The 16,793-nt window shown below is 68.0% G+C and carries 17 protein-coding genes; 6 read left to right on the top strand and 11 right to left on the bottom strand.

Annotated elements, in window-relative coordinates; all coding sequences use genetic code 11:
* Positions 1-2: 2 nt before the first annotated feature.
* Positions 3-497 carry a YqaA family protein gene (locus AC1ECW_RS13080; RefSeq protein WP_409706046.1) on the bottom strand — a complete coding sequence of 165 codons (495 nt, stop codon included), beginning with the start codon at positions 495-497 and terminating at the stop codon, positions 3-5.
* Positions 498-612: 115 nt separating this feature from the next.
* Here AC1ECW_RS13080 and dusB point away from each other — a divergent pair, with 115 nt between their 5' ends.
* Genes dusB through ruvC form a run of 6 tightly spaced genes read left to right on the top strand, consistent with a single transcriptional unit; the run spans position 613 to position 5,669 of the window.
* Positions 613-1,653, top strand: a complete 1,041-nt coding sequence (gene dusB, locus AC1ECW_RS13075; RefSeq protein ID WP_481201999.1) for a tRNA dihydrouridine synthase DusB — start codon at positions 613-615, stop codon at positions 1,651-1,653.
* Positions 1,650-1,886 (top strand): Fis family transcriptional regulator, encoded by a 237-nt coding sequence (locus AC1ECW_RS13070; RefSeq protein ID WP_104300311.1) that lies wholly within the window; start codon positions 1,650-1,652, stop codon positions 1,884-1,886. Before dusB ends, AC1ECW_RS13070 begins: the two co-directional genes overlap by 4 nt.
* Before the next feature lie 15 nt (positions 1,887-1,901).
* Positions 1,902-3,488, top strand: a complete 1,587-nt coding sequence (purH, locus tag AC1ECW_RS13065; RefSeq protein WP_409706040.1) for a bifunctional phosphoribosylaminoimidazolecarboxamide formyltransferase/IMP cyclohydrolase — start codon at positions 1,902-1,904, stop codon at positions 3,486-3,488.
* A gap of 17 nt (positions 3,489-3,505) precedes the next feature.
* Positions 3,506-4,135, top strand: coding sequence for a lysophospholipid acyltransferase family protein (locus AC1ECW_RS13060; RefSeq protein ID WP_409706037.1), 630 nt, complete (start codon positions 3,506-3,508; stop codon positions 4,133-4,135).
* Positions 4,132-5,121, top strand: coding sequence for a phosphatidate cytidylyltransferase (locus AC1ECW_RS13055; protein WP_409706034.1), 990 nt, complete (start codon positions 4,132-4,134; stop codon positions 5,119-5,121). Before AC1ECW_RS13060 ends, AC1ECW_RS13055 begins: the two co-directional genes overlap by 4 nt.
* Entirely contained in the window at positions 5,118-5,669 is a 552-nt protein-coding gene (gene ruvC / locus AC1ECW_RS13050; protein ID WP_409706031.1) for a crossover junction endodeoxyribonuclease RuvC, read from the top strand. Before AC1ECW_RS13055 ends, ruvC begins: the two co-directional genes overlap by 4 nt.
* Here the strand turns inward: ruvC and AC1ECW_RS13045 are convergent.
* The 10 genes from AC1ECW_RS13045 to murD form a co-directional block, all read right to left on the bottom strand.
* Positions 5,663-5,851, bottom strand: a complete 189-nt coding sequence (locus tag AC1ECW_RS13045) for a hypothetical protein (protein ID WP_481201998.1) — start codon at positions 5,849-5,851, stop codon at positions 5,663-5,665. The two genes, ruvC and AC1ECW_RS13045, sit on opposite strands and share 7 nt — an antisense overlap.
* An 11-nt stretch (positions 5,852-5,862) precedes the next feature.
* Positions 5,863-6,798, bottom strand: coding sequence for a UDP-3-O-acyl-N-acetylglucosamine deacetylase (lpxC, locus tag AC1ECW_RS13040; RefSeq protein ID WP_409706025.1), 936 nt, complete (start codon positions 6,796-6,798; stop codon positions 5,863-5,865).
* 180 nt (positions 6,799-6,978) lie between these two features.
* On the bottom strand, positions 6,979-8,190 hold the full coding sequence (gene ftsZ, locus AC1ECW_RS13035) for a cell division protein FtsZ (RefSeq protein ID WP_481201997.1): 1,212 nt from the start codon (positions 8,188-8,190) through the stop codon (positions 6,979-6,981).
* A 72-nt stretch (positions 8,191-8,262) separates the two neighbouring features.
* Complete coding sequence (ftsA, locus tag AC1ECW_RS13030) at positions 8,263-9,492, bottom strand: cell division protein FtsA (RefSeq protein WP_409707121.1); 1,230 nt, start codon at positions 9,490-9,492, stop codon at positions 8,263-8,265.
* 8 nt (positions 9,493-9,500) lie between these two features.
* Complete coding sequence (locus AC1ECW_RS13025; protein ID WP_409707118.1) at positions 9,501-10,262, bottom strand: cell division protein FtsQ/DivIB; 762 nt, start codon at positions 10,260-10,262, stop codon at positions 9,501-9,503.
* A gap of 3 nt (positions 10,263-10,265) precedes the next feature.
* A complete protein-coding gene (locus tag AC1ECW_RS13020; protein ID WP_409707115.1) occupies positions 10,266-11,234 on the bottom strand; it encodes a D-alanine--D-alanine ligase in 969 nt (322 codons plus the stop codon).
* The gene (murC, locus tag AC1ECW_RS13015) at positions 11,231-12,640 is read right to left on the bottom strand and encodes a UDP-N-acetylmuramate--L-alanine ligase (RefSeq protein ID WP_481201996.1); all 1,410 of its coding nucleotides are present in this window, start codon (positions 12,638-12,640) and stop codon (positions 11,231-11,233) included. Before murC ends, AC1ECW_RS13020 begins: the two co-directional genes overlap by 4 nt.
* Positions 12,637-13,722 carry an undecaprenyldiphospho-muramoylpentapeptide beta-N-acetylglucosaminyltransferase gene (gene murG, locus AC1ECW_RS13010; protein WP_481202016.1) on the bottom strand — a complete coding sequence of 362 codons (1,086 nt, stop codon included), beginning with the start codon at positions 13,720-13,722 and terminating at the stop codon, positions 12,637-12,639. The genes murC and murG overlap by 4 nt, the downstream gene beginning before the upstream one ends.
* Before the next feature lie 17 nt (positions 13,723-13,739).
* Positions 13,740-15,011: a putative lipid II flippase FtsW gene (gene ftsW / locus AC1ECW_RS13005; protein WP_409707109.1), complete on the bottom strand. Its 1,272-nt coding sequence runs from the start codon at positions 15,009-15,011 to the stop codon at positions 13,740-13,742.
* Positions 15,008-16,774 (bottom strand): UDP-N-acetylmuramoyl-L-alanine--D-glutamate ligase, encoded by a 1,767-nt coding sequence (gene murD, locus AC1ECW_RS13000; protein ID WP_481201995.1) that lies wholly within the window; start codon positions 16,772-16,774, stop codon positions 15,008-15,010. Before murD ends, ftsW begins: the two co-directional genes overlap by 4 nt.
* Between the last annotated feature and the right edge of the window lie 19 nt (positions 16,775-16,793).

Here is a 16,793-nt window from a genome sequence, read left to right as displayed (position 1 = left end):
GGCTAGCGCGGCAACTCCACCATGCCGGGAAACAGCCACAGCAGCGCCGAGGTCATGAGCAGGTAGCGCAGGAATTTGCCCAGCGCCATGTAGAGCACGCAAGGCCAGAACGGCAGCTTGAGCCAGCCGGCCACACCACACAAGGGGTCGCCCACCACGGGCAGCCACGACAGCAGGCAGGCCCGGGGCCCGAAATCGCGCAGCCACAGCAGCGCGCGCGCCTTGACCGGGTGCTCCTTGTGGGTGAGGCGGTCATAGGCCTGGTGGGCACCGTAGCCCAGCCACCAGTTCAGCGCCCCGCCCAGGGTATTGCCCAGCGTGGCCACGCCGATGGCCGGCCAGAACAGCTCGGGGTTGAGCTTGATCAGGCCGAAGACGGCCGGCTCGGAGCCCATGGGCAGCAGCGTGGCCGACACGAAGGCCACCACGAACACGGTGCTCAGGCCGAACTGCGGCAAGGCCAAGGCATTGAGCAGGGAGTAAAGCCAAGCTTCCATCGCCTGCGATTATCGGTGTGCACTGCAGCAAGGCCGCGGGCCGAGCGTTTCATTTCCTGAAAGCTTGCGAGGCTATACTCTGCCTCCTTTTTCAGCACATCCCCCTGCCACTCCCATGCGCATCGGCCCCCACGAGCTGCCCAACGCGCTCTTCGTCGCGCCCATGGCCGGGGTCACCGACCGCCCTTTTCGCCAGTTGTGCAAACGGCTGGGTGCCGGCTACGCCGTCAGCGAGATGGTCACCTCGCGCAAGGAGCTGTGGAACAGCCTGAAGACCTCGCGCCGAGCCAACCACGAGGGCGAGGTCGCGCCCATCGCAGTGCAGATCGCCGGCACCGAACCCGCGATGATGGCCGAGGCGGCGGCCTACAACATCGACTGCGGCGCGCAGATCATCGACATCAACATGGGCTGCCCGGCCAAGAAGGTGTGCAACAAATGGGCCGGCTCCGCGCTGATGCAGGACGAGGCGCTGGCCTTGTCCATCATCGAGGCGGTGGTGGCGGCCTGCGCACCACGCGGCGTGCCGGTGACGCTGAAGATGCGCACCGGTTGGTGCGCGCAGCATCGCAATGCCGTGAGCCTGGCGCGCGCGGCCGAGCAGGCCGGCGTGGCGCTGATCACCGTGCACGGCCGCACCCGCGAGCAGGGCTACACGGGTCGGGCCGAGTACGACACCATTGCCGCAGTGAAGGCGGCCGTGAAGGTGCCAGTGGTGGCCAACGGCGACATCGATTCGCCGCAGAAGGCCCTGGCCGTGCTGCGTCACACCAGGGCCGATGCGCTGATGATCGGCCGCGCCGCCCAGGGCCGTCCCTGGATCTTCCGCGAGATCGAGCACTTCCTGGCCACCGGCACCCGCCGCGCGCCGCCGCGGGTGGCCGAGGTGCACGGCTGGCTCGTCGAACACCTGCATGACCACTACAGCCTCTATGGCGAGTGGAGCGGCGTGCGCACCGCCCGCAAGCACATCGGCTGGTACGTGCGCGGCCTGCCGGGCGGCGAGACCCTGCGCCGGCACATCAACACCCTGGAGAGCTGCGATGCGCAGATCTCCGCCTTGAATCAGTACTTTGAAGCGCTGTCGCAGCGCCACGTGCATCTGCCTGATGCACCGGCCAGGCAGGACGAGCCCTTCGAAACCGAGGTCGCATGAGCAAGAAGCAGATCGAAGAATGCATCCGCGCGAGCCTGGAGTCCTATTTCAAGGACTTGCGGGGCGAGGAACCCCACTCCATGCACGAGATGATCATCTCCGTCGTGGAAAAACCGCTGCTGGAGGTGGTGATGCAGCACGCCGAAGGCAACCAGTCGCGCGCGGCCGAATGGCTGGGCATCAACCGCAACACGCTGCGGCGCAAACTCGTCGAACACAAACTGATCAAGTAAGACTAAGGCCCACCCATGTCGAACCCGCCCCTCACCGCCCTGCTTTCGGTCTCGGACAAGACCGGCATCGTCGAATTCGCGCGCGCGCTTGCGGCACTCAACATCCGGCTCGTCTCCACCGGCGGCACAGCCCGGCTGCTGACCGAGGCGGGCCTGAGCGTCACCGAGGTGGCCGAACTCACCGGCTTTCCAGAGATGCTCGACGGCCGCGTGAAGACCCTGCATCCGCGCGTGCACGGTGGCCTGCTGGCGCGTCGTGACCTGCCCGAGCACATGGCCGCGCTGAAAGAACACGGCATCGGCACCATCGACCTGCTGGTGGTCAATCTCTACCCCTTCGAAGCCACCGTGGCCCAGCCCGGCTGCACGCTGGACGACGCGATCGAGAACATCGACATCGGCGGACCGGCGATGGTGCGCTCGGCCGCGAAGAACTGGAAAGACGTCACCGTGCTGACCGACGCCAGCCAGTACGCCGGTGTCATCGAGGAACTGCAGCGCCACGGCACCACCCTGCCCGAAACGCGCTTCCGGCTCGCCGTGGCCGCCTTCAACCGCATCGCCGATTACGATGGCGCGATCAGCGACTACCTCTCGTCGCTGCAACCCGACGGCACGCGCAGCCTGTTCCCCGGGCAGAGCAACGGCCGCTTTGTGAAGGTGCAAGACCTGCGCTACGGCGAGAACCCGCACCAGCAGGCCGCCTTCTACCGCGACCTCCACCCAGCCCCCGGCTCGCTGGTCACGGCCCGGCAGCTCCAGGGCAAGGAACTCTCGTACAACAACATCGCCGATGCCGACGCGGCCTGGGAGTGCGTCAAGTCCTTCGAGACCCCAGCCTGCGTGATCGTCAAGCACGCCAACCCCTGCGGCGTGGCTCTGGGAGCCGACCCGGCCGAAGCCTATGCGAAGGCGTTCAAGACCGACCCGACCTCGGCCTTCGGCGGCATCATCGCCTTCAACCGCGCGGTGGACGGGGCTGCAGCCCAGCTCGTGGCCAAGCAATTCGTCGAAGTGCTGATCGCCCCGGGCTTCTCGGAGGAAGCCCGTGCCATCTTCGCCGCCAAGGCCAACACCCGTCTGCTCGAGATCGCCCTGCCCCCGGGCGGTACCACGGCTTGGGACCAGGGCCGCAACCTGATGGACGCCAAGCGCGTGGGCTCGGGCCTGCTGCTGCAGACGGCCGACAACCGCGAGGTGCGCCTCGACGAACTGAAGGTCGTCACGAAAAAGCAACCCACGCCCGAGCAACTGGCCGATCTGCTGTTCGCCTGGCGCGTGGCCAAGTACGTCAAGTCCAATGCCATCGTGTTCTGCGGTGGCGGCATGACCCTGGGGGTGGGGGCCGGCCAGATGAGCCGCATCGACTCGGCCCGCATCGCCTCGATCAAAGCCGGCAATGCAGGGCTCTCCCTGCAAGGCTCGGCCGTGGCCAGCGACGCCTTCTTTCCCTTCCGCGACGGCCTGGACGTGGTCTGTGACGCCGGCGCCACCTGCGTGATCCAGCCCGGCGGCAGCGTGCGCGATGACGAGGTCATTGCCGCCGCGGACGAGCGGGGCATCGCGATGGTGCTCACCGGCGTGCGTCATTTCCGACACTGAGCGCTGGCGCGCGGCTCATGACCCTTGCCGACGCCACCGCAGCGCTCCTGTCGGCCCTGGCCCGCCTGATCACCGGCGCACAGGGCCACTGGCTGGGCTGCGTGCCCAAGGCCGAGCAGCGCATCTACTTTGCCAACCATCAGAGCCACCTCGACTGGGTGCTGATCTGGTGTGCACTGCCCCATGAGCTGCGCGCCCAGACGCGGCCGATCGCGGCCAAGGATTACTGGACGTCCAGCAAGCTCAAGCACTGGCTCACCCGCGAGGTGTTCAACGCGGTCTACGTGAACCGGCAGCGCACCGATGACCAGGACCCGCTGGAGCCGCTGATCGATGCCCTCCAACATGGCGACTCGCTGGTGATCTTCCCGGAAGGCACGCGCAGCAACCTGGGCGAGCCGCAGCCCTTCAAGTCGGGGCTGTACCACCTGGCCCAGCAGTTCCCCGACATCCCGTTGATCCCCTGCTGGATCGACAACGTCCAGCGCGTGATGCCCAAGGGAGAGGTCGTGCCCGTGCCGATGCTGTGCTCGGTGACCTTCGGCTCGCCGATGCAACTGGAGCCCGACGAGGACAAGCGCGCCTTTCTGGAGCGCGCCCGCGCCGCCGTGATCGCGCTGCGCAGGCCCGGGAGGGCCGGGGCATGAACGTGTTCAAGACCTTGCGCGGCTGGACGGCCGGCGAGCAGATCGGCCTGCTCTTTCTCATCGTCTTCGGCCTGCTGGCCCTGGCATCGATGCTCGCCACGGTGATGAGCCTGAAGGCGCAGACAGAGCCGCAGGTCGGCCGTGTCGAGCGCTTCAAGCGCGTGCTGCGCGACTCCTGGGTGTGGGTGTCGGTGTTCTGGATCGCCTGGATCGCCGGCGCCTTCGTCTCGATGCTGCTGTTCGGGCTGCTGTCGTTTTATGCGCTGCGCGAGTTCATCACGCTCAGCCACACGCGCCGCGGTGACCACCGCAGCCTCATCCTGGCTTTCTTCGTCGTTTTGCCGCTGCAGTACTCCCTCGTCGGCACACGCCAGTTCGACCTGTTCTCGGTCTTCATCCCGGTCTACGTCTTCTTCGCGATCCCGGTGATCAGCGCACTGGCCAACGACCCCGAGCGCTTCCTGGAGCGCAATGCCAAGATCCAGTGGGGCATCATGGTTTGCGTCTATGGCCTGAGCCACGCTCCGGCACTGCTGCTGCTCGAGTTTCCGGGCTATGCGCAGCGCGGCGCCTTCCTGCTCTTCCTGCTGGTCTTCGTGGTGCAGACGGGCTTGCTTGTGCAGTCCTACGTGGCCCGCCATCGGCCTCTGACACCGGTGGCCCCGGCCATCAGCACGTCCTTTTCCTGGGGCGCCGCAGGAGCCGGCGTGCTGGTCGGCAGCTTCTGCGGTGCCCTGCTCTACTGGATCACCCCGTTCAAGGCCGGCCAGGCCTTTGCGATGAGCTTCATCGCCTGCACCGCCGGCATGTTCGGCCACTTCGTGATGAAGGCGCTCAAGCGTGATGCCGGCGTGCGCTCGGCCTGGCATGCCGAGGGCCACCCCGTCACCGGCGCCGTGGGGCTGCTCGATCGCATCGCTGCGCTGAGCTTCGCCGCGCCGGTGTTCCTGCATTCGGTGCGCTGGTACTTCGAGCTGCGGCCATGAGGGTGCTCGGCATCGACCCCGGCCTGCAGACCACGGGCTTCGGTGTGGTGGACGTGGAAGGCCCACGCCTGCGCTACGTGGCCAGCGGCACCATCAAGACCAAGAGCGCCGACCAGGGCGACCTGCCCGCACGCCTGAAGATCCTCTTCGAGGGGATCCGCGAGGTGGTCGCACGCTACCAGCCCACCGTGGCCTCGGTGGAAATCGTCTTCGTCAACGTCAACCCGCAGTCCACCTTGCTGCTGGGTCAGGCCCGCGGTGCCGCATTGGCCGCCCTGGTGAGCTGCCACCTGCCGGTGCACGAGTACACCGCCTTGCAGATGAAGAAGGCCATCACCGGTCACGGCCTGGCGCGCAAGGAGCAGATCCAGGCGATGGTGGCACGGCTGCTGCACCTGCCCGGCGAGCCCGGCAAGGATGCCGCCGATGCCCTGGGGCTGGCAATCTGCCATGCCCATGCCGGCGCGGCCTTCGCGGCCGTGGCCAAGTCCGGCGGTGCGCTGCGTCGGCGCACGCACGCACAGATCAAGGGTGGGCGCAGTTACTGACGGGGCCAGAGCATCCTGTCGGCGATCAGCACCGCAAAGAAGCCCAGTGCCGCCACGAGGGTCCACTTCGTGATGGCCACTCCCAGACGGAGCCAGCGCCGGTCGTTGCGCAGCAGGTACAGGCCAAAACAGACGATGGCGGCCAGGAGCAGCAGCAGGATCGCGATACGCAAGACGAGCATCGGCTGCGCACTCACCAGGCCGGCGCGAGTTGCGCGAAGCCTTGCGGCGCCTGGCGTTCATCCTCGAAGGTGACGATCTCGTACTGGCTGGCATCGGCCAGCACGGCGCGCAGCAGCTTGTTGTTCAACGCATGCCCGGACTTGTAGGCACTGTAAGCCGCGAGCATGGGTTTGCCAACGACGTAGAGGTCGCCGATGGCGTCGAGGATCTTGTGTTTGACGAATTCGTCGTCATAGCGCAGGCCCTCGGCGTTGAGCACGCGGTAGTCATCGACGACGATGGCGTTGTCCATGCTGCCGCCCAGGCTCAGGCCACGCGAGCGCATCATTTCGACGTCCTTGGTGAAGCCGAAGGTGCGCGCGCGGGCGATGTCGCGGCTGTAGCGGCCGCTGGCAAAGTCAAACTCGACGCGCTGGCCGGTCTGGTTGACGGCCGGGTGGTCGAAGTCGATCTCGAAGGCGAGTTTGAAGCCGTGGTAGGGGTCGAGCCGCGCCCACTTGAGGCTGCGGCCCTCCCCCTCGCGCACCTCGACGGGCTTGAGGATGCGCAGGAAGCGCTTGGGCGCGCGCTGGAGTTCGATCCCGGCACTGTGCAGGAGGTAGACGAAGGAGGCGGCAGAGCCGTCCAGGATCGGAACTTCCTCGGCCGTGATATCGATGTAGAGGTTGTCGATACCCAGGCCGCAACACGCGGACATCAGGTGCTCCACCGTGTGCACCCCCGGCGCACCGGGGTCGCCGCCGGCCGACAGGGTCGAGTTCAGCCGCGTGTCGGTGATGGCAGTGGCCGACACGGGGATCTCGACCGGCACAGGCAGGTCGATGCGCCGAAACACGATGCCGGTGTCGGGTGCCGCAGGGCGCAGCGTGAGTTCCACGCGCTGGCCACTGTGCAGCCCAACCCCGACCGCGCGGGTCAGCGACTTCAGGGTGCGTTGTTGAAGCATGACGCCCTCATTTTAGGCAATGCCTATAGACCTTTCGCTTCCAATGGATGCGTGGCGCCGATTTCTGCGCTATCACGACGATAGCAGCCCCGAACACGCCGAGCGGACACCGCGGATCCGGCGGCGCCGGTCCGCTGGTGTCGCCCTTTGAGGGCTCGCGCCCAGCGCGTCGGGGGCCCATCAGTCGGCCTGTTTGCGCAGGAACGCCGGAATCTCGATCTCGTCCATGCCGTTGCTGGCCAGCGCATCGACCTTGGCCGCCGCCTGGGTGCGGCCCGTGCGCCACACGCTGGGGGTGTTCAGGCTGGCGTAGTCATGCGCCTGGGGCACGTGCGCCGGCGCATGCACGGCCGTGTTCAGCACCGGGATGTTGTCGGTGCCGGTGCGCAGCGCCGGCTGCGAGTGCACCACGCTGATGGGGGCCTGCTGGCGGCGCGCCTGGGGCGACAGGCCGGTGGCGATCACGGTGACGCGCAATTGGTCGCCCAGGCTTTCGTCGTAGGCGGTGCCGTAGATGACATGGGCATCCTCGGCGGCGTAGCGGCGGATGGTGTTCATCGCGTTGCGCGACTCGCTCAGCTTGAAGGTGCTCTTGCTGGCGGCGATCAGCACCAGCACACCACGAGCGCCGGACAGGTCGATGCCTTCGAGCAGCGGGCAGGCCACGGCCGCCTCGGCGGCCTTGCTGGCGCGGTCGGGACCACTGGCCACCGCCGTGCCCATCATGGCCTTGCCGGGCTCGCTCATCACGGTCTTCACGTCCTCGAAGTCGACGTTGACCAGGCCGGGGATGTGGATGATGTCGCTGATGCCGCCCACCGCGTTCTTCAGCACGTCATTGGCCTGGCTGAAGGCCTCCTCCTGGGTGATGTCGTCACCCAGCACTTCCAGCAGCTTCTCGTTGAGCACCACGATCAGCGAATCGACATTGGCCTCCAGTTCGGCCAGCCCGGCGTCGGCCTGCTTCATGCGGCGGTTGCCCTCGAACTCGAAGGGCTTGGTGACCACGCCCACGGTCAGGATGCCCATCTCCTTGGCCACCCGGGCGATCACCGGAGCTGCCCCCGTGCCGGTGCCGCCGCCCATGCCGGCGGTGATGAAGAGCATGTGGGCGCCGTCCACCGCCTCGCGGATGCGGTCCACCGCCTCCTCGGCCGCGGCCTTGCCGGCCTCGGGCTTGGAGCCGGCCCCCAGGCCGGTGGTGCCGAGCTGGATGAGCTTGTGCGCCGAGGAGCGGTTGAGCGCCTGGGCGTCGGTGTTGGCGCAGATGAACTCCACGCCCTGCACGCCCTGGGCCATCATGTGCTCGACCGCGTTGCCGCCGCCGCCACCCACGCCGATCACCTTGATCTGCGTGCCCAGGTTGAACTCTTCAATCATCTCGATAGCCATGATGAACCTCCTTCGTCGTTGCAGTTGCCATCACACAAGAAACACATGTGGGGTCTTCTTCCGGCCCCACGCTCAAAAATTCCCGATGAACCAGTCCTTCACCCGTCCAAAGAACGACTGCACCGAACCGGCCTGCTGGGCCGCCCGGTGACCGCGCACGCGCGACAGACGCGCCTCCTCCAGCAAACCCATCACGGTGGCCGAGCGCGGATTGGCCACCATGTCATGCAGGGCCCCCGAGTAGGTCGGAATGCCCTTGCGCACGGGCTTGAGGAAGATGTCCTCGCCCAGTTCGACCATCCCGGGCATCACGGCCGAGCCCCCGGCCAGCACGATGCCCGAGGACAGCAGCTCCTCATAGCCGCTTTCTCGGATGACCTGGTGCACCAGCGAGAAGATCTCCTCCACGCGCGGCTCGATCACGCCGGCCAGGGCCTGGCGGCTGAGCATGCGCGGGGCGCGGTCGCCCAGACCCGGCACTTCGACCTGCTCGTCCGGGTCGGCCAGCATCTGCTTTGCCACGCCCGACTCCACCTTGATCTCCTCGGCATCCTTCGTGGGCGTGCGCAGTGCCATCGCGATGTCGCTGGTGATCAGATCCCCGGCGATGGGAATGACCGCGGTGTGGCGGATGGAGCCGTCGGTGAAGATGGACACGTCGGTCGTGCCGGCGCCGATGTCGACCAGGCACACGCCCAGGTCCTTTTCATCCTCGGTGAGCACCGCCGCCGCCGAGGCGCTGGGATTGAGCACGAGCTGCTCGACCTCCAGGCCGCAGCGGCGCACACACTTGATGATGTTCTCGGCCGCACTCTGCGCACCAGTGACGATGTGCACCTTGACCTCCAGGCGCCCGCCGCTCATGCCGATGGGCTCCTTCACTTCGTGCCCATCGATCACGAACTCCTGCGGTTCGACCAGCAGCAGCTTCTGGTCGTTGGGGATGTTGATGGCCTTGGCGGTCTCGACCACGCGCGCCACGTCGATGGGCGTGACCTCCTTGTCGCGCACGATCACCATGCCGGTGCTGTTCTGCCCGCGGATGTGGCTGCCGGTGATGCCGGTGTACACGCGCGTGATCTTGCAGTCGGCCATCATCTCGGCCTCTTTCAGGGCCTGCTGGATGGACTGCACGGTGGCGTCGATGTTGACCACCACGCCGCGCTTGAGCCCGTGGGAGGGAGCCACGCCCAGCCCCGCCAAGCGCAGCTCCCCGCTGGGCAACACTTCAGCGACGACCGCCATCACCTTGGCGGTGCCGATGTCCAGGCCGACGACGAGATCCTTGTATTCCTTGGCCATGAAAATCCTCAATTCCTTGCAGCCGGGGTCGTCTGTGTGGTCACCCCGCGGATGCGCACGGCGTAGCCGTCACGGTGGCGCAGGTCGGCGTACTCGAGCGGTCCGGGGTAGCGTGCGGTGACCTGGCCGATCGTGGCCACCAGCCGATCGATGCGGGCCATCACCTCCTCGGAGCTGCCACGGCCCAGTTCGATGCGCGCGCCATTGTCGAGCTCCGCGTGCCAGTGACCACGTTCGGACAGGCCGAGCTGTACCACCGGCGAGCCCAGGCGGGCCAGCACGGGGGCCACCTCGCGGTACAGCGCCAGCACCCGCGCCGCGCTGCCTTCGGGCCCGATCAGCGTGGGCAGGTTCTCGTCCTCGACATCGCCCAGGTTGGCCTCGAAGACCTCGCCGAAGCTGTTGACGATGCGGTCCTCGCCCTTGGCGCCACGCCAGTAGGCCACTGGCACATGCTCTTCGAGTGTGACGGCCAGCCGGTTGGGCCACACCCGGCGCACTACGGCCTGGCGCACCCAGGGCACGGCCTGGAAAGCCTGCTGGCTGCGCGCAAGATCCATCGTGAAGAGGTTGCCACTCAACCGCGGCAAGGCATTGGCACGGATCGTGGCCGCCGAGTTGCGGGCCACGTCGCCGTCGATGCGGATGGCCCGGATCGAGAACATGGGCCAGCGCACCACCCAGCTTGCCGCCGCCCACAGGAAGACCAGCGCAGCCAGTGCGCACAGCACGGCGGCGGTGGCGTTCATGAGGCGGACGTCCAGCGGCATGGTTCAGTTACCCACACGGTGTTCCAACCCCGCCTGCGACACCAGCCACAGGCAGAGCTGCTCGTAGGACAGCCCGGCGGCACGCGCCGACATGGGCACCAGGGAATGGCCGGTCATCCCCGGCGACGTGTTGATCTCCAGCAGGAAGGGCCGGCGGTCGCTGGCACGGATCATCACGTCGGCGCGGCCCCAGCCGCGGCAGCCCAGGGTGCGGTAGGCCTGCACGACGATGCGCTGGATCTCGCGTTCTTCCGCCTGCGGCAGGCCGCTCGGGCAGTGGTACTGCGTGGTGTCGGTGAAGTACTTGTTCTGGTAGTCATAGTTGCCCTCGGGCGCCACGATGCGGATCACTGGCAGGGCCTGGGCCGAGACCCCCTCGCCCAGCACCGGGCAGGTGGTCTCGTCGCCGGCGATGAATTCCTCGCACAGCACCTCGGGGTCGTAGGTCGCAGCCAGGGCATAGGCGGCGTCACACTGCTCGACGCGCTCCACCTTGGTCAGACCGATGGTGGAGCCTTCGCGCGCAGGCTTGACGATCATCGGTGCGCCCAGGGCCTGCAGGGCGGCACGGGTTTCCTCGGCGCTGCCCACCAGGCGCCAGTCGGGCGTGGGCAGGCCCTCGAAACGCCAGACGCGCTTGGTCATGATCTTGTCCATCGCCATGCTGGAGGCCATCACGCCCGAGCCGGTGTAGGGGATACGCAGCAGTTCCAGCGCGCCTTGCACCGTGCCGTCCTCGCCGAAGCGGCCGTGCAGGGCGATGAAGCAGCGCGCGAAGCCTTCGCGCTTGAGCTCGCACAGGTCGCGCTCGGCCGGATCGAAGGGGTGAGCATCGACCCCCTGGGACTGCAGCGCCTGCAGCACGCCGGTGCCGGACATCAGCGAGACCTCGCGCTCGGCCGACAGGCCGCCCATCAGCACGGCCACTTTGCCCAGCGCCTTCACATCAATGGAAGACAGGTCGAACTTCATGCGGATTCCTTCAACAACTCCAGCACCTGGGCCGGCACCCCGCCGATGCTGCCCGCCCCCATCGTGATGACCACGTCGCCGTCACGCGCATGGTCGACGATGGCCTGGGCCATGTCGCCGATCTCATCGACGAAGACCGGATCGAGCTTGCCGGCCACACGCAGGGCGCGTGCCAGCGAGCGGCCGTCGGCGGCCACGATGGGCGACTCGCCGGCGGCATAGACCTCGGTGAGCAGCACCACATCGGCACCCTGGCCGATGACTTTGACGAAGTCTTCGAAGCAGTCGCGCGTGCGGGTGTAGCGGTGCGGCTGGAAGGCCAGCACCAAGCGGCGGCCCGGGAAGGCACCGCGCGCGGCCGCCAGCGTGGCGGCCATCTCGACGGGGTGATGGCCATAGTCGTCGATCAGCGTGAAGTGGCCGCCCCCCGTGGCCGGCAGGTCACCGTAGCGCTGGAAGCGCCGGCCCACCCCCTTGAACTCCGCTAGGGCCTTCAGCACCGGGGCATCGGGCAATTCGAGTTCAGTGCACACGCCGATCACGGCCAGGGCATTGAGCACGTTGTGTTCACCCGGCAGGTTGAGCGTGACCTCGAGATCGGGCATGGCCACACCGTTGCGGCGTTGGCAGGTGAAGTGCATGCGAGCACCCTCGGCACGCACGTCGACGGCGCGCACCTGCACGTCCGGACCGAAGCCGTAGGTGACCACCGGGCGCGAGATCATCGGGATGATGGAGCGCACGCCAGGGTCGTCGGCACACAGGATGGCCGCACCGTAGAAAGGCATGCGGTGCAGAAAGTCGACGAAAGCCGCCTTCAGCCTCGCATAGTCGTGGCCGTAGGTCTCCATGTGGTCGGCATCGATGTTGGTGACGACCGAGACGATGGGCATCAGGTTCAGGAAGGAGGCATCGGATTCGTCGGCCTCGACGACGATGTACTGCCCCGACCCCAGGCGGGAATTGGCGCCGGCGCTGTTCAGGCGCCCGCCGATCACGAAGGTGGGATCGACGCCGGCCTCGCCCAGCGCGCTGGCCACTAAGCTGGTGGTGGTGGTCTTGCCGTGCGTGCCGGCGATCGCGATGCCCTGCTTCAGGCGCATCAGCTCGGCCAGCATCACCGCGCGTGGCACCACCGGAACACGGCGCGCGCGGGCAGCGATCACTTCGGGGTTGTCGCCGCGCACCGCCGTGGAGGTGACGATGGCGTCGGCCCCGGCGATGTTCTCGGCATCGTGGCCGATCATCACCTTCAGACCCAGGGCCGCCAGGCGACGCACCGTGGCACTGTCGCTCTGGTCCGAACCCGAGACGGTGTAGCCCAGGTTGAAGAGCACCTCGGCGATGCCGCTCATGCCGGCGCCCCCCACGCCGACGAAGTGGATGTGTTTGACGGCGTGTTTCATCGTGCACCTCCGCGGTGGGCATGCACCAGCTTTTCGATTTCGTCGGCCACGCGGGCCGCGGCGCGCGGACGGGCCAGGCTGCGGGCCTTGCGTGCCATGGTTCTGAGGGTCTCGCGGTCCAGGCCGCGCAGGACCTCGGCCAGGCGCTCGGGCGTAAGTTCGGCCTGCGGCAGGTGCAGCGCCGCACCGTGCTGGGCCATGTACTGGGCGTTGTCGCGCTGGTGCGAGGTGGTGCTCGCCAGCAGCGGCACCAGCACGCTGGCCACGCCGGCGGCGCACAGCTCGCTCACGGTGACCGCGCCGGCGCGGCAAACGACCACGTCGCACTCGGCCAGCCGTCGGGCCATGTCGTCGATGAAGGGCAAGACCTCAACATCGCGGTCGGGGTCCAGACCCTCGGCCTGGTACAGCGCTTTGACCGCATCGCGGTTGAGCGCGCCGGTCTGATGGACCACGCTCGGGCGTTCCTCGGCCGCAATCCGCGCCACAGCCTTGGGCATGATCTCGTTGAGCACGCGCGCGCCCAGGCTGCCGCCCACCACCAGCACACGTAGCGGGCCTTCGCGGCCGGCCAAGCGCTCCTCGGGGCCCGGCAGGGCTTCGATCTCTTCACGCACCGGGTTGCCGGTGACCACCGCCCGCTTCGTCTTCGTGGCGGCCGCCCCATCGAAGCCAAAAGCCACGACATCGGCCACCGGCAGCAGCGCACGGTTGCTCAGCAGCAACGAGGCATCGGCATTCACCAGCACCAGCGGCTTCAGGCGTGCCGCAGCCATCACGCCGCCGGGGAAGCACACATACCCCCCCATGCCCAGCACGGCGTCGGCTCTGCGCTGGCCCAGGATGCGCCAGCACGACACGAAGGCGGCCAACAGGCGCAGGCCACCGGTGAGGGTGTGCCACCACCCCTTGCCGCGCAGGCCCGTGAACCCGATGGTGTCCAGCGCGATGCCGGCCGCCGGCACCAGGCGGTTTTCCATGCCGGTGGTCGTGCCCAGCCAACTCACGCTCCAGCCGCGGCGCTGCATTTCCTGCGCCACGGCCAGGCCCGGAATGATGTGACCACCGGTGCCTGCGGCCATGATGACGAGGTGATGGGTCACGTCCGACCTCCCCTCATGAGCTGCCTGTTTTCGATGTCGATGCGCAGCACGACGGCGATGGCGATGCAGTTCATCAGGATGGCCGAGCCGCCATAGCTCAGCAGCGGCAAGGTCAGGCCCTTGGTGGGCAGCACTCCCAGGTTCACGCCCATGTTGATGAAGGCCTGCCCGCCCATCCAGATGCCGATGCCCTGCGCCAGCAGACCCGAGAAGACACGGTCGAGCGCAATGGCCTGGCGGCCGATGTGGAAGATGCGCCGCGTGAGCCAGAAGAAGGCGAAGATCACGGCGGCCACGCCGATGAAGCCCAGCTCCTCGCCGATCACGGCCAGCAGGAAGTCGGTATGGGCCTCGGGCAGGTAGTGCAGCTTTTCCACACTGGAGCCCAGCCCCTGGCCGAAGATCTCGCCGCGACCGAAGGCGATCAGCGAATGCGAGAGCTGGTAGGCCTTGCCCAGGGTGTAGGCTTCGTTCCACGGGTCGAGATAGGCGAAGATGCGTTCGCGCCGCCATTCGCTGACGCTGATCATCACAACGAAGGCCGCCACGATGAGCGCGGCCATCAGGAAGAACATGCGCCCGTTCACGCCCCCCAGGAAGAGGATGCCCATTGCGATGGCGGCGATCACCATGAAGGCCCCCATGTCGGGCTGGGCCAGCAGCAGCACGCCCACCACCACCAGCGCGGCGGCCATCGGCGCCACGGCCTGGAAGAAGCGCTGTTTGACGTCCATCTTGCGCACCATATAGCCTGCGGCGTACATCGCGATCGCGAGCTTGGCCAGTTCCGAAGGCTGGAAGTTCAGAAAGCCCAGCGGGATCCAGCGGCGCGCACCGTTCACGCCCTTGCCGATGAAGGGCAGCAGCACCACCGCCAGCAGCACCAGGGCTCCCACGAACAGCCAGGGCGCATGCTTTTCCCAGGCCTGCATCGGGATCTGCAACACCACGAGGCTGGCGACGAAGGCCAGCCCGATCGACAGTGCATGGCGCACGAGGAAGTGCGTGGAGGCATAGCGCGCAAAGCGCGGATTGTCGGGCAGGGCTACCGAGGCCGAGTAGACCATCACCAGGCCCAGCGCGAGCAGGGCCACGACCACCCACACCAGGGTCTGGTCGAATCCTCGCAGACGGACGGGCCGGCCGGTGGCCACCCAGTCGCGCACCGGCACGTCGCGACCCTTCCTGCCGCCGGCGGCCGGCCACAGTGATGCCAGGCGCGCCTTGAAAGCGTCCCAGCCGCCGGTGGTGCGCGAGGTGGCAGTCACACCATCTCTCCCCGCTCATCGGCCAGCGCCCGCACGGCGGCCATGAAGACTTCAGCGCGATGACCGTAGTTGCGGAACATGTCCAGGCTCGCGCAGGCCGGGCTCATCAGCACGACGTCGCCGGGCTCGGCGCGTTCGGCACAGCCGCGCACCGCGGCTTCCAGGGAGTCGAAGCGCGCCAGTGTGACACCAGTGGCGGCCAGCGCGCACTCCAGGGCCGGGGCATCGCGCCCGATCAGCGCCACGAAGCGTGCGTGACGCGAGACGGGGTCGGCCAGCGGTGTGAAATCCTGTCCCTTGCCGTCGCCGCCCAGGATCACGAGCAGCCGACGACCTTCCCGGTCGGCCCCCAGCCCCGTGAGCGCGGCCACCGTGGCGCCGACGTTGGTGCCCTTGCTGTCGTCGACGTAGTCCACACCAGCCACCGTGGCCACGTGCTGGACGCGGTGGGGCTCGCCGGCATACTCGCGCAGGCCATGGAGCATCGGGGCTAGCGGGCAGCCGACGCTGGTGGCCAGCGCCAGGGCGGCCAAAGCATTGGCCGCGTTGTGACGGCCGCGCACGCGCAACGCATCGGCCGGCATCAGGCGCTGGATGTGCAGTTCCTCGCCAGCGTCGTCCTTGCGACGACGGGCCGCCTTCTGGGGCTCGTCGGAGGCCATCGCCCGCACCAGCCAAGCCATGCCGCCCTCCACGACCAGACCGTAGTCACCGGGATGGGTGGGGGCGTCCAGACCGAAGCGCACCACCTGCCGTTCGATGAGCTTGGCCGAGCGCCCTTTGCCGACGGTCTGGGGCGCCGGCACCATCGCCTCGACCCGGGGATCGTCGCGGTTGATGACCATCACCGCCTCACGGCCAAAGATGCGCGCCTTGGCCGCCGCGTAGGCGTCCATGCTGCCGTGCCAGTCCAGGTGGTCCTGGCTGAGGTTGAGCACGGCCGCGGCGCTGGGCTCGAAGCCTTGCACCCCGTCGAGCTGGAAGCTCGACAGCTCCAGCACCCACACCTCGGGCAGGTGTTCGAACACCGGCGGCGGGGGCGGGGGCGGCACGATCCGCAGCGCCGGCTCGTCCTCGCCCGTGAGCGCCGCGACGGCCTCGAGCGTCTCTTCGATATGGCGTTCGGCCTCGTGGATGGCCTCGACGGCCTGGGTGTCGTCGTCCACCGCGCCGGCGTCCTCGGTCGGCGCCGAGACCTGAAGCGGCGGCTCCGGGACCGTGTCCTGCACGACGTCGGCCGGCACCTCGGGCTCGAGGTCGAGGGCACGGCCCAGGGTGTCGAGCATCGTGGGCCCGATGTTGCCGGCCGTGGCCACGCGGCGGCCGGCGCGCTCGATCAGCAGTGCGGCCATCGCGGTGGTGGTGGTCTTGCCGTTGGTGCCGGTGACGGCCACGATCTTGGGCGCATAGCGGCGCTCGGCCCTCAGGTCGGCCAGCGCGCGGGCGAAGAGGTCAAGCTCACCGTGCACCGGCACGGCCCGGCGGGCCGCCTCGGCCAGCAGCCCCTGCAGTCGCTCGTCGTGCGGGGACAGGCCGGGGCTCTTGAGGATGCGCTGCACCCCCTCGACCAGCGCAGGAACGGCCTCGCCCGAGAGCAATTCGACCTGGGGCAGTTCCTGGCGCAGCGCCTGCGCCTGGGGCGGCTGCTCGCGCGAATCCCAGACCTTCACCCGGGCGCCGCAGCGCACGCACCAGCGCACCATGGCCAGGCCCGAAGCGCCCAGCCCTAGCACGAGAACGGTGATGCCTTGCAGATCCTTCATGACGAGTGTTCGATGTTCT

Source organism: Caldimonas hydrothermalis (assembly GCF_056746695.1).
This window is presented reverse-complemented; position numbering and strand designations above follow the sequence as displayed.